Source organism: Duganella rhizosphaerae (assembly GCF_040364205.1).
Classification (GTDB): domain Bacteria; phylum Pseudomonadota; class Gammaproteobacteria; order Burkholderiales; family Burkholderiaceae_D; genus Rugamonas; species Rugamonas rhizosphaerae.
In genome coordinates, this window is sequence record NZ_BPWK01000034.1 from 1 (window position 1) to 12,391 (window position 12,391).

A 12,391-nucleotide genomic window follows, 5' to 3' on the forward strand; every position below is an offset into this window, starting at 1 on the left:
CTACAGCCACCTGGGCTACAACCTGAAGATCACCGACATGCAGGCCGCCTGCGGCCTGGCCCAGATCGACCGCGCGCCCGGCTTCATCCAGGCCCGCAAGGACAACTTCGCCTACCTGAAAGAGCGGCTGCAGTCGTGCGCCGAGTTCCTGATCCTGCCGGAAGCGACCGAGCATTCGGACCCGTCGTGGTTCGGCTTCCCGATGACCTTGAAGCCGGAAGCCAATGTATCGCGGGTGGACCTGCTGACCTACCTGGACGAACACAAGATCGGCACCCGCCTGCTGTTCGCCGGCAACCTGACGCGCCAGCCCTACATGATCGGCCGTAACTACCGCGTCTCCGGCGAGCTGACCAACACCGACCGCGTGATGAACGACACCTTCTGGATCGGCGTGTTCCCCGGCCTGACCCGCGAGATGCTGGACTTCGCGGTCGACAAGCTGGAAACCTTCTTCGGCGTGAACTTCTAAACGATGGAATTGCACAATCCGATCAAGGCCAAGCTGGCCGCCGGCGAAGCCGTGATGGGCATCTGGTCCATCGTGTCCTCGTCCACGGTGGTTGAAATCATGGCCATGGCCGGCCTCGATTTCGTCATCCTGGACATGGAGCACGGCATCTACGGCGTCGAGGCGCTGGAACGCTGCGTGCGCGCCTGCGAGGCCGGCGGCGCCGCGCCGCTGGTACGCGTGCCGGGCATGAACGCCTCGGCGGTCCAATGGGCGCTGGACCAGGGCGCGCACGGCATCGTCGTGCCCCAGGTGTCCGGCGCGGCGCAGGTCGATGCGGCGGTCAGGATGACCAAGTTCGCGCCGCAGGGCACGCGCGGCTACAACCCGTTCACCCGCGCCGGCGGCTATGCCAACCCGTCCAGCAACAGCGGCGGCAAGCTGGCCAACACCTTCGGGCTGAGCTGCGTGATCGTCGAAAACCAGGCCTCGCTCGACGAGCTGGACGCGATCTGCGCCCTGCCCGAGCTCGACGTCGTCTACATGGGCGTGTACGACCTGTCGGTGGCGCTGGGCTACAACGGCAACACCGCCGACCCGCGCCTCGCGCACATCGTCGCCGACTCGGTGCGCACCATCCGCGCCGCCGGCAAGGCCGCCGGCGTCATGGTGCGCAGCGCCGACGACATCGCCGCCGCGCTCGCGGCCGGCGCCAATTTCCTGGTGTACGGCGTCGATACCTTCGTGATCCGCCAGGCCATCGGCGGCGCGGTGGACGCCTTCCGCCAGGCCAAGAACGCTACAGACTGAAAGAGGGTAAGCAATGAAAATCCGTGTCGCAGACTACATCGTCCAACGGCTGCGCGAAGCGGGCGTCGACACCGTCTTCATGCTCAACGGCGGCGGCATGATGCACCTGGTCGACGCCGTCGGCCGCTGCGAAGGCATGCGCTATGTGTGCAACCACCATGAGCAGGCTTCGGCCATGGCGGCGGACGGCTACGCGCGCCTGAGCGGCGAGCTCGGCGTGTGCTTCGCCACCGCCGGCCCGGGCGCCACCAACATCCTGACCGGCGTGGTCGGCGCCTGGCAGGACAGCGCGCCGACGCTGTACATCACCGGCCAGAGCAAGAGCAGCCAGACCATCGCGCTGTCGGGCATCGAAGGCCTGCGCCAGTTCGGCACCTTCGAGGTCGACATCGTGCCCATCATGCAGTCGGTGACCAAGTATTGCCACATGCTGACCGATCCGCAAAGCGTGCGCTACCACCTGGAAAAGGCGATGTACCTGGCCGCCAGCGGCCGCCCGGGACCGGTGCTGATCGACATTCCGCTCGACGTGCAGGGCGCGCTGGTCGATCCGGAGCAGCTGGCCGGCTACCTGCCGGAAGCCGCCCCGGCCGACGTCGACGCCGCCGCGCTGGCGCAGCTGCGCACCCTGCTGCGGCAGTCGCGCCGCCCGCTGTTGCTGGCCGGCGCCGGCGTGCGCGCGGGCCACGCGGTGGCGGCGTTCCGCGCGCTGGCCGAGGCGCTGCAGGTGCCGGTGATCACCACCCAGCTGGGCAAGGACACGCTGTACTACGACCATCCGCTGTTCGTCGGCCATTCCGGGCCGAAGGGCGATCGTCCGGGCAACCTGGCGGTGCAGACGGCCGACTTGGTGATCAGCGTCGGCGCCAGCCTGCACGGACAGACCGTGGGCTGGGAGAACCAGCTGTTCGCGCCGGACGCGATGAAGGTGCAGGTCGACCTCGACCCGGCGGTGCTGGCGCGCGAGCAACTGGGCGTCGGCCTGAAGATCGTCGCCGGCGTCGCCGAATTCTGCGCCGCGCTGCTGCCGCAGGCCGAGCCGCACGGCGGCGACGCCTGGCGCGCCTGCTGCGCCAGCTGGAAGGCGCGCTACGCGGTGCGGCTGGAGCCGCACCAGCGCGCCGACGACGGCCTGAACTTCTACCACGTGGCCGAAGCGCTGTCGCAGGCGCTGCCGGACGACGCCTGCGTGGTGTCGGACGCCGGCTCGGCCTTCTACGTCACCGGCCAGGCGCTGCGCCTGAAACAGGGACAGCGCTTCTTCTCTTCCGGTTCGCTCGGCGCCATGGGCTACGCGCTGCCGGCGGCCAACGGCGCCGCCTTCGTCTCGCCGCCGCGCCCGGTGATCTGCCTGACCGGCGACGGTTCGCTGATGACCAATGTGCACGAGCTGGCGACGATGCGCATGTACCACCCCAACGTCAAGCTGTTCGTCATCAACAACGACGGCTATGTCTCGATGCGCAACACGCAGCGTGAATTCTTCGGCGGCCTGCTGGTCGGCGCCGACGCCACCAGCGGCGTGTTCATCCCCTCGATGCGCTCGCTGGCCGACAGCTACCAGCTGCCGTTCGTGCGCTGCGAACGCGAGGACGAGCTGGCGGCCACCATCGCCACCGTGCTGGCGATGGACGGTCCGGTGTTCTGCGAGATCGTCGGCATGCGCGACCAGCGCATCCTGCCGTCGGTCTCCTCCAAGCGCCTGCCCGACGGCCGCATGGTGTCGACGCCGATGCACGACATGGTGCCGCGCCTGCCCGAGGACGTGCTGGCGCGCGAAATGCAGCAGGCGCTGGCCTTATGAGCGCCGCCCTGCGCATCGCCATCCTCGGCGCGACCAGCCAGATCGCCTCCGACCTCGCGCGCGCGATGGCGGCCGAGGGCCGTCACGAATTGCTGCTGTATAGCCGCGATCCCGCCAGGGTGGCGGCCTGGATCGAGGCCGAAGGCTACGCCGGGCGCCACGCCAGCCTGCCCTACGCGGCGTATGGCGAGCGCGATCACGACGCCGTGATCAACTTCGTCGGCGTCGGCGATCCGCTGCGCGCGGCGGCCATGGGCGGCGACATTTTCGACCTCACGCTGGAGTACGACGAGCTGGCGCTGCGCGGCCTGCGCGAGCATCCGCAACGGCGCTACATCTTCCTGTCGAGCGGCGCGGCCTACGGCAGCACCTTCCTGGAACCGGCCGACCAGCATACCCACGCCTCGATCGCGATCAACGCGCTGACGCCGCAGGAATACTATTCGGCCGCCAAGCTGCACGCCGAGTGCCGCCACCGCGCGCTGCCGCAGCACGCCATCGTCGACCTGCGGGTGTTCAATATCTTCAGCCGCACGCAGGACCTGGGCGCGCGCTTTTTCATCACCGACATCGTGCGCGCCATCCAGGACGGCAGCGAGCTGCAGACCTCGCCGGCGCCGATGGTGCGCGACTTCCTGCATCCGTCCGACTTCCACCGCCTGGTCGAATGCGTGCTGCAGGCGCCGCCGCAGAACATGGCGCTGGACTGCTACAGCCGCGCCCCGATCGGCAAGGCCGAGCTGCTGCAGGCGATGCAGCGCCACTTCGGCCTGCGCTACCGCGTCGCCGAGGCCGGCCCGGCGCCGGCCGTCAACGCCACCGGCGCCAAGCCGCACTATTATTCGCGCAACCACAAGGCGGCCGAGCTCGGCTACCGGCCCGCCTCTTCCTCGCTCGACACCGTACTGACCGAAGCCGCCGCCATCCTGGGCCGGCCGCGGCCCGAGCCGGAACCCATATCAGGAGACCCGCAATGACCCAGCCCCCAAAACTTCGCATCGCCATCATCGGCTCGGGCAATATCGGCACCGACCTGATGATCAAGGTGATGCGCTCCAAGCACCTGGCCTGCACCCTGTTCGCCGGCCGCAATTTCAACTCGGCCGGCATGAAGCGCGCCAGCCAGCTGGGCGTGCCGATCTCGGACCGCGGCATCGAGGCCATCCTGGCCGATCCGTCGATCTGCGACGTGGTGTTCGACGCCACCTCGGCCCAGGCCCACATCGGCCACTGGGCCGCGCTGGACAAGCTGGGCAAGACCGTGATCGACATGACCCCGGCCAAGCTGGGCGAGTTCTGCATCCCGGCCATCAACGCCCAGGCCTGCCTGGACACCGGCACCCGCAACATCAACATGATCACCTGCGGCGGCCAGTCGTCGATCCCGATCGCCGCCGCCATCGGCGCGGTGCATCCGGACATCGAGTACGTCGAGGTGGCCTCCAGCATCGCCTCGCGCAGCGCCGGCCCGGCCACCCGCGCCAACCTGGACGAATACATCGAGACCACCGAGGAGGCGCTGCAGCGCTTCTCCGGCGCCCGCCGCGCCAAGGCGATCCTGATCCTGAACCCGGCCAATCCGCCGATCGACATGCAGACCACCATCTACGCCAAGATCGCCAACCCCGACCTGCCGGCGATCCGCGCCTCGGTCGAGGCCATGGTGGCCCAGCTCAAGACCTACGTGCCGGGCTACGGTCTGGTGGTGCCGCCGACCATCGAGGGCGGGCGCGTGGTCACCACCATCAAGGTGGTCGGCGCCGGCGACTACCTGCCGCAGTACGCGGGCAACCTGGACATCATCAACTGCGCCGCCATCGCCATGGCGGAAATGATCGCCGTGGCCCGACACAGCAAGCACGACAAGCACAAAGAGGAGCGCAAGCATGGCTAAGAAAATCCTGATCAGCGATCCGACCCTGCGCGACGGCAACCACGCCGTGCGCCATCAACTGAGCCGCGAAGCCTTCATCGCCTACTGCAAGGCGGCCGAGGCGGCGCGCGTGCCGATCATCGAAGTGGGCCACGGCAACGGCCTGGGCGCCTCCTCGATGCTGGTCGGCGAGTGCCGGCTGAGCGACGACGAGATCCTGACCGTGTCGCGCCAGCACCTCAAGCAGTCGCGCCTGGGCATCCACGTGATCCCCGGCTTCTGCACCATCAAGAAAGACCTGGTGCGCGCCATCGAGCTGGGGGTGGACGTGTTCCGCGTCGCCGCCCACTGCACCGAGGCCGACATCACCGACCGCCACATCCACTACGTGCGCGCGGCCGGCAAGGAAGCCTGGGGCGTGCTGATGATGAGCCACATGGCGACCCCGGCCACGCTGCTGGAGGAGGCCAAGAAGATGGAATCCTACGGCGCCGAGGCGATCGTCATCATGGACTCGGCCGGCGCCTACTTCCCGGACGACGTCAAGGAGCGCATCGACACCCTGGTCAACGGCCTGAATATCCCGGTCGGCTTCCACGGCCATAACAACCTGGGCATGGCGGTGATCAACTCGGTGACCGCCGTCAACGCCGGCGCCAGCATCATCGACGGCACCATCCGCGGCTTCGGCGCCGGCGCCGGCAACACCCAGCTCGAAGTGCTGGTGGCGGTGTTCGAGCGGCTCGGCTTCGACACCGGCATCGACCTGTACAAGATCCTCGACGCGGCCGACATCGCCGAGAAGGAATTCAATCCGGTGGCGCCGTCGATCTCGCCGCTGTCCATCGTCTCCGGCCTGGCCGGCGTGTTCTCCGGCTTCGCCAAGCCGGTGGCGCGCGCCGCCGAGGACTACCAGGTCGATCCGCGCGACATCTTCTTCGGCCTGGGCAAACGCAACGCCGTGGCCGGACAGGAAAGCCTGATCATCGAGGTCGCGCGCGACCTGGCCGAGAAAAACGCAGCAGCACTGAAAGGTTAAACCATGGCCGACCCACGCTTCGCAGAAACGCGCCAGGATGCCCTGGCCGCCTGCGCCACCCAGCCCGACGTGCGCGCCGCGCTGGCGCGCCAGCACATCGCCGTCACCGGCGGCACCGGCTTCCTCGGCACCTGGATCGCCGAACTGGTGGCCGCGCTCAACGACCAGTACAACCTGGGCATCACGCTCGACCTGTACGCGCGCAACATCGCCGAATGGCAGCAGAAATATCCGCACCTGGCGGCGCGGCTCGACATCCGCGTGCGCTCGCAGGACGTGCGCTCCTCGTTCGAGTTCGCCAAGAACACCAACTACGTGATCCACGCGGCCGGCATCCCCAACAACCGGGTGCACGCCTCCGATCCGCTGCGGGTGTTCCAGACCACCGTGTCCGGCATCAACAACGCGCTGGAAGCGGCCTCGCAGCTGGACGGCCTGCGCCGCTTCGTCAACGTCAGCTCCTGCCTGGTGGCCGGCCCGCCGCAGCGTCCCGGCCCGCTGAAGGAGGCCGACGCCTTCCCGCTGCCGGCCGGCCTGCTGCACACCGTCTACGCCGACGCCAAGCGCGCCGCAGAGATGACGGCGGCGATCTACCGCAGCCAGTACCGCCTGCCGGTGTCGACGGTGCGTCCGTTCACGCTGACCGGCGCCTACCAGGAGCTGGACCGCCCGTGGGCCATCAACAACTTCCTGCGCGACGTGCTGACCGGCAGCGAGATCCGCATCCACGGCGACGGCAGTGCGCGCCGCAGCTACCTGTACGGCGCCGACGCCGCCTGGTGGACGCTGGCCGCGCTGGCCAAGGGCGTGGACGGCGAGGTGTACAACCTCGGCAGCGCCACCCCGGTCACCCACAATGAACTGGTGCGCCTGATCGGCGAGCAAGTCTCGCCCAAGCCGCGGGTGGTGCTGAACACCGCGCCCAACCGCCAGCAGAAGGACGACGACCTGTACCCGGATGTCAGTTTCACCGTGCGCCGCCTCGGCGTCAGCGAAACCTGCCCACTCGAACAGGCGATAGAGAAAGCCTACCGCTGGTTCGCCGCGCCACCACACATCCAAACCCATGCAAACTAAGAAAACCGTCATCGACGCCGGCCGCGCCGCCACGGCGCTGGCGCAAAAAGGCAGCCTGCCCATCATCGAACTGTTCCAGACCGGCCAGAACCTGGTCGACGCCGGCGAGCGCCCGCTGGGCATCGCGCTGTACCGCGCCTGGCTGGCCCACACCCAGTCGCCGCTGGCGTACGCGGTGCAGTTCAACCTGGCCGTCATGCTCAGCGATAACGGCGAGCTGTCCGAGGCCGAGGCGGCCTACCGCATGGCGCTGGCGCAGAATCCGCGCTTCAACGAAGGCCACCTGAACCTGGGCACGCTGCTGGAACGCCAGCGCCGTCCCGACGAGGCGCTGGCCAGCTGGCGCGCGCTGCTCGAGTACAGCAATCCGCAACTGCCGGCCGACCAGCCGCACGTGATCCAGGCGCTCAACAACCTGGGCCGGCTGCTGGAGCTGCAGAAGGATTTCCCGGGCGCCGAGGACGCGCTCACGCGCAGCCTGCTGATCGACCCGAAGCAGAAGAACGTCATCTCGCACTGGGTGCACCTGCGCCAGAAGCAGTGCAAATGGCCGGTGTACAACACCAGCATCTGCGGCATTCCGGTCGAGGACCTGATGACCGGCACCTCGGCGCTGGCCATGCTCAGCGCCTCGGGCGATCCGGCCCAGCAGCTGGCCGCCTCGCGCCGCTATGTCGAGGAAAAGGTCAACGCCAGCGTCAAGCCGCTGACCGGGCCGCAGGGCTACGGCCACGAGCGCCTGCGCATCGGCTACCTGTCGTCGGACTTCTGCTCGCACGCGGTGTCGATCCTGACGGCCGAGCTGTACGGCCTGCACGACCGCAGCAAGGTCGAAGTGTTCGGCTTCTGCTGGAGCCACGAGGACGGCTCGCCGATCCGCGCCCGCGTGATCGCCGGCATGGACCAGCACATCCGCATCGGCGGCATGAGCGACGAGGAAGCGGCGCGCCTGATCCGCTCGCACGAGATCGACATCCTGGTCGACCTGCACGGCCTGACGCTGGGCGCGCGGCCCAACATCCTGGCCTACCGCCCGGCGCCGGTGCAGATCACCTGGCTCGGCCTGCCCGGCCCGACCGGCATGCCCTTCATCGACTACGTGATCGCCGATCCGTTCGTGCTGCCGCCCGAGCTGGAGCCGTTCTTCACCGAGAAGCCGCTGCACATGCCGCGCACCTTCCAGATCAACGACCGCCAGCGCGTCATCGGCCCGAAACCGACGCGCGCGGCCAACAATCTGCCGGAAGACGCGTTCGTGTTCTGCGCCTTCAACAACAACTTCAAGTTCAACCCCGAGGTGTTCGACAGCTGGATGAACATCCTCAAGCGCACCGACAACAGCCTGCTGTGGATGGTGGCCGACAGCCCCGAGGTGCGCACCAACCTGACGCGCCAGGCCGAACTGGCCGGGGTGGCGGCCGAGCGCCTGGTGTTCGCCGGCCGCGTGATGCCGGCCGACTACCTGGCGCGCTACCAGGTGGCCGACCTGTTCCTCGACACCGCGCCGTTCAACGGCGGCACCACCGCCAGCGACGCGCTGTGGGCCGGCCTGCCGGTGCTGACCTGCGCCGGCCGCACCTTCTCGTCGCGCATGGCCGGCAGCCTGCTGCAGGCGGTCGACATGCCGCAGCTGATCACCACCACCCAGCAGGAGTACGAAGACCTGGCGGTGGCGCTGGCGCACGACCGCCCGCAGGTGGAAGCCCTGAAGCGCCAGCTGCACGAGCAGCGCCTGAGCTGCCCGCTGTTCGACAGCGAGCGCTTCGTGCGCGACCTGGAGGAGCGCTACGCCCAGATCGCACTGAAGGGCAACGCCGGCCTGCAGGCGCCGCAGTTCGAGGGCGCCCGTCCGCCGCAGATCGACACGCGCCTGCCCAAGGTGTCGATCCTGATGCCGACCCACAACCGTCCCGACTACGCCGAACTGGCGCTGCAAAGCATCCTGGCGCAGACCTGGGGCAACCTGGAAATCGTCATCAGCGACAACAGCACCGACGAGCTGACGCGCGAGCGCTTCGCGCCCTACATGGCGCGCTACGCCAACATCCGCTACCTGCGCTCGCCGGGCCTGGCCCCGCTGGACAACTTCCTCAACTGCTACCGCAACTCCAGCGCCGAGTACGTCAACTACCTGATGGACGACGACCTGTTCCATCCGGAAAAGATCGAGCGCATGATGGCCTGCATGCTGGGCCAGCCCAACATCGGCCTGGTGACCTCGTTCCGCCAGCTGATCGACGCCGAAGGGCGCTACCTGGCGCCGATCCACGGCACCGAGCGCATGTTCGAGATCGCCACGGCGGTGGGCGGCAGCTCGCTGGGCGACATGATCCTGAGCAACGGCCAGAACCTGATGGGCGAACCGACCACCGTGCTGTTCCGCCGCAGCCAGCTGCCCGACCATTTCGGCATGTTCCTGGGCCGCCAGTACACCACGCTGTCCGACGTGGCCACCTGGCTGGCGGTGCTGGCCAACAGCGACTGCGCCTACCTGCCGGAACCGCTGAGCTACTTCCGCCTGCATGGCGGCCAGGACCAGCGCAACGAGAAGATCCGCATCCAGGCCAACATCGAATGGCTGCAACTGCTGTGCGATGCCCACCAGCATGGCAAGTTCATGCGCAACCGCACGCAGGTGCGCGAGATGCTGACCAACAAGCTGGTCAATTGCATCTGGTTCCTGTCGTCGGTGTGGGAGCAGGTCGAGCCCAGCTATCCGATTGAAAAAATCAGCGCCCTGATGCAGCAGGCCACCACTATACTGCTAACCAAGGGTTGAGCCGCCGGCCAACCGAATCCCAACAGAGGAGAGCTATATGACGCAGAACGACGGCAGCACCCTGATCGATTTCTTTGAAAATCATGACCACCGCATGATCCACAAGTGGATGCACTACTTCGAGATCTACGAGCGCCACTTCCACCAGTTCCGCGGCAAGGACATGACGATGCTGGAATTCGGCGTGCTGCACGGCGGTTCGCTGCAGATGTGGAAGCACTACTTCGGCGAGGGCGCCAAGATCACCGGCGTCGACATCAACCCGCGCTGCGCCGAACTGGCCGAGGAACGCATCGAGATCATCGTCGGCGACCAGGAAGACCGCAACTCGCTGCGCGGCATCGTCGCCAACCATCCGCAGTTCGACATCATCATCGACGACGGCGGCCACACCATGACGCAGCAGATCACCACCTTCCAGGAACTGTGGTTCCACCTGAAGGACGGCGGCGTCTACCTGTGCGAAGACACCCACACCAGCTACTGGCCGGGCTTCTTCGGCGGCGGCTACCGCCAGCCGGGCACCTTCATCGAATACACCAAGTCGCTGCTGGACCAGCTGACCGCCTGGCATTCGCCCGATCCGGCCCTGCAGCCCAACGAATTCACCCGTTCGTGCTTCGCCGTGCACTACTACGACAGCATGGTGTTCTTTGAAAAACGCGCGGTGCCAAAACCGCACGCGCGCATGAAAGGCACGCCGTCGTTCCCGCTGGAGCCGGCCGAACAAGCCGTCTACGACCGCGGTTAATCCTCAGAACCACCAGATAATGCAGCCCATGGACGTCAAGCACATCCCCGTCATTTCCGTTTCCTACAATTCCGCAGAATTGATCGAGGATTTACTCAGTTCGTTCCGGGCGCATTACAGCAATCCCGTCACCATCATCGACGGTTCGGGCGAGCAGCACTACCGCGCCATCGAAGCGGTCTGCGCGCGCCATGACAACGTGCGCTTCATCCACTTCGACTACAACATCCACCACGGTCCCGGCATGGCCTGGGCGTTCCAGAACCTGGAGCTGCAGGGGCCGGTGCTGGTGCTCGATTCGGACATCTTCGTGCTGCATCCGGGCTTCCTGGAAGCCATGGCGGCCGAGCTGAAGCCGGGCATGTACGGCGTCGGCTATGTCAACCACGTCAACGAGGGCGGCTACGACGTCGACTATGAGCAAGGGGCGGTGCGCTACCTGCATCCGGCCTGCATGCTGGTCAATATCGAGGTGCTGCGGGCCTGGCCGATGCCGACCAAGCACGGCGCCCCGATGACCGAGCCGATGGTGGCGCTGCACCGCGCCGGCCAGGACCAGCTGGTGCAGAACCTGCCATGGTTGAAGGAAGATTTCCTGAACACCCAGCCCGGCGCGCGCAACTACCTGCGCCACGACTGGCAGGGCACGGTCAAGCGCACCGGCGGCTACCACCTGGAAGACTGGCAACGCGCCAGCCAGCAGGCGGCCAGCGTGCGCCAGCTGATCAAATCGCTGATGCCGGCCGCGCCGGCGCGGGTGCTGGAGATCGGCGCCGGCGACGGCTTCCTGGCGCGCGACGTCAAGGAGGCGGCGCCCGCCTGCCTGTACACGGCGGTCGAGCTGCACACCGAGACGCCCAGCGAGAACAAGGGCGCCTGCGACCTGGTGCTGCAGCGCGACGTCGACCACCTGGGCGACGACTTCTTCCGCGACCAGGCCGGCGTTGACTGCTGGATCCTGGACAAGGCGCTGGAGCGCCTGGTCCATCCGGAAACGCTGCTGGCCCGCATCCGCAAGGTCATGAAGGCCGACAGCTGCATCGTGGCGGTGATCCCCAACCTGCAGCACTGGAGCGTGCAGGCCAAGCTCTGCCTGGGCGACTTCCGCTACGAGGACAACGGCATACTCGACCGCGCTCACCTGCGCTGGTTCACGCGCGGCACCATCTTCGAGCTGTTCCAGAAGGCCGGCTACCAGATCGTCCAGGGCGCCCCGGTCATCCATGAACGCATGGAAAATCCCCTGCTCACCGCCGCCCTGCATCAGCTGGCGGCCAGCGTCGGCGCCGACCCGGCCCTGGCGCTGGAAGACGCCCAGGCCGCGGCCTACGTGATCAAAGCCGTTCCGCGCTAGTGCGCTGTTGCGTTGCGGTGCCAAAAGCCCATCTAAGAGGCCAAATGCACTCTGCTTTTCGTTTAAAATGCAACGGCAGTGCCTGATAATGCAGTCTGCGTACCATCCTTTTACTATCCCGGAGACAGCATGAAAGCAGTCATATTGGCAGGCGGCTTGGGCACCAGGCTGAGCGAAGAAACCACTGTCAAACCGAAGCCGATGGTCGAAGTCGGCGGCAAGCCCATCCTGTGGCATATCCTGAAGAGCTACTCGGCGCACGGCATCAATGACTTCGTCATCTGCTGCGGCTACCGCGGCTACGTCATCAAGGAATTCTTCGCCAACTACTTCCTGCACACCTCGGACGTCACCTTCGACCTGCAGAAGAACAGCATGGAAGTGCACGAACGCCACGCCGAACCGTGGAAGGTCACGCTGGTCGACACCGGCGCCGACACCCTCACCGGCGGC

11 protein-coding genes are annotated in these 12,391 nt (G+C 67.0%); all 11 read left to right on the forward strand.

The annotated features are described in order from the left end of the window. Positions 1-472: DegT/DnrJ/EryC1/StrS family aminotransferase (locus RUGAMON1_RS32265; RefSeq protein ID WP_445234361.1), on the forward strand; the 472-nt coding region annotated here is incomplete at its 5' end. Positions 473-475: 3 nt separating this feature from the next. Further along, a complete protein-coding gene (locus RUGAMON1_RS32270) occupies positions 476-1,261 on the forward strand; it encodes an HpcH/HpaI aldolase family protein (RefSeq protein WP_445234362.1) in 786 nt (261 codons plus the stop codon). Positions 1,262-1,274: 13 nt separating this feature from the next. Continuing rightward, a complete protein-coding gene (locus tag RUGAMON1_RS32275) occupies positions 1,275-3,065 on the forward strand; it encodes a thiamine pyrophosphate-binding protein (RefSeq protein ID WP_445234363.1) in 1,791 nt (596 codons plus the stop codon). After that, on the forward strand, positions 3,062-4,042 hold the full coding sequence (locus tag RUGAMON1_RS32280; protein ID WP_445234364.1) for an NAD-dependent epimerase/dehydratase family protein: 981 nt from the start codon (positions 3,062-3,064) through the stop codon (positions 4,040-4,042). The genes RUGAMON1_RS32275 and RUGAMON1_RS32280 overlap by 4 nt, the downstream gene beginning before the upstream one ends. Further along, entirely contained in the window at positions 4,039-4,959 is a 921-nt protein-coding gene (locus RUGAMON1_RS32285; protein WP_445234365.1) for an acetaldehyde dehydrogenase (acetylating), read from the forward strand. The genes RUGAMON1_RS32280 and RUGAMON1_RS32285 overlap by 4 nt, the downstream gene beginning before the upstream one ends. Beyond that, positions 4,952-5,977 carry a 4-hydroxy-2-oxovalerate aldolase gene (gene dmpG / locus RUGAMON1_RS32290; RefSeq protein ID WP_445234366.1) on the forward strand — a complete coding sequence of 342 codons (1,026 nt, stop codon included), beginning with the start codon at positions 4,952-4,954 and terminating at the stop codon, positions 5,975-5,977. The genes RUGAMON1_RS32285 and dmpG overlap by 8 nt, the downstream gene beginning before the upstream one ends. A 3-nt stretch (positions 5,978-5,980) precedes the next feature. Next, a complete protein-coding gene (locus RUGAMON1_RS32295; protein WP_445234367.1) occupies positions 5,981-7,054 on the forward strand; it encodes an NAD-dependent epimerase/dehydratase family protein in 1,074 nt (357 codons plus the stop codon). Next, complete coding sequence (locus RUGAMON1_RS32300) at positions 7,044-9,833, forward strand: O-linked N-acetylglucosamine transferase family protein (RefSeq protein WP_445234368.1); 2,790 nt, start codon at positions 7,044-7,046, stop codon at positions 9,831-9,833. The genes RUGAMON1_RS32295 and RUGAMON1_RS32300 overlap by 11 nt, the downstream gene beginning before the upstream one ends. A gap of 37 nt (positions 9,834-9,870) precedes the next feature. Next, a complete protein-coding gene (locus RUGAMON1_RS32305) occupies positions 9,871-10,584 on the forward strand; it encodes a class I SAM-dependent methyltransferase (RefSeq protein WP_217946568.1) in 714 nt (237 codons plus the stop codon). 28 nt (positions 10,585-10,612) lie between these two features. Further along, positions 10,613-11,938 carry a methyltransferase domain-containing protein gene (locus RUGAMON1_RS32310; RefSeq protein WP_445234369.1) on the forward strand — a complete coding sequence of 442 codons (1,326 nt, stop codon included), beginning with the start codon at positions 10,613-10,615 and terminating at the stop codon, positions 11,936-11,938. Positions 11,939-12,067: 129 nt separating this feature from the next. Further along, positions 12,068-12,391 (forward strand): sugar phosphate nucleotidyltransferase (locus tag RUGAMON1_RS32315; RefSeq protein WP_445233884.1); only part of this gene is annotated, 324 nt, incomplete at its 3' end.

Bases quoted from the DNA above. Each gene is read 5' to 3' on its own strand.
- RUGAMON1_RS32285 (WP_445234365.1), top strand. From the start codon at position 4,039: ATGACCCAGCCCCCAAAACTTCGCATCGCCATCATCGGCTCGGGCAAT.
- RUGAMON1_RS32310 (WP_445234369.1), top strand. From the start codon at position 10,613: ATGGACGTCAAGCACATCCCCGTCATTTCCGTTTCCTACAATTCCGCA.
- RUGAMON1_RS32295 (WP_445234367.1), top strand. From the start codon at position 5,981: ATGGCCGACCCACGCTTCGCAGAAACGCGCCAGGATGCCCTGGCCGCC.
- RUGAMON1_RS32280 (WP_445234364.1), top strand. From the start codon at position 3,062: ATGAGCGCCGCCCTGCGCATCGCCATCCTCGGCGCGACCAGCCAGATC.
- RUGAMON1_RS32270 (WP_445234362.1), top strand. From the start codon at position 476: ATGGAATTGCACAATCCGATCAAGGCCAAGCTGGCCGCCGGCGAAGCC.
- dmpG (WP_445234366.1), top strand. From the start codon at position 4,952: ATGGCTAAGAAAATCCTGATCAGCGATCCGACCCTGCGCGACGGCAAC.
- RUGAMON1_RS32300 (WP_445234368.1), top strand. From the start codon at position 7,044: ATGCAAACTAAGAAAACCGTCATCGACGCCGGCCGCGCCGCCACGGCG.
- RUGAMON1_RS32305 (WP_217946568.1), top strand. From the start codon at position 9,871: ATGACGCAGAACGACGGCAGCACCCTGATCGATTTCTTTGAAAATCAT.
- RUGAMON1_RS32275 (WP_445234363.1), top strand. From the start codon at position 1,275: ATGAAAATCCGTGTCGCAGACTACATCGTCCAACGGCTGCGCGAAGCG.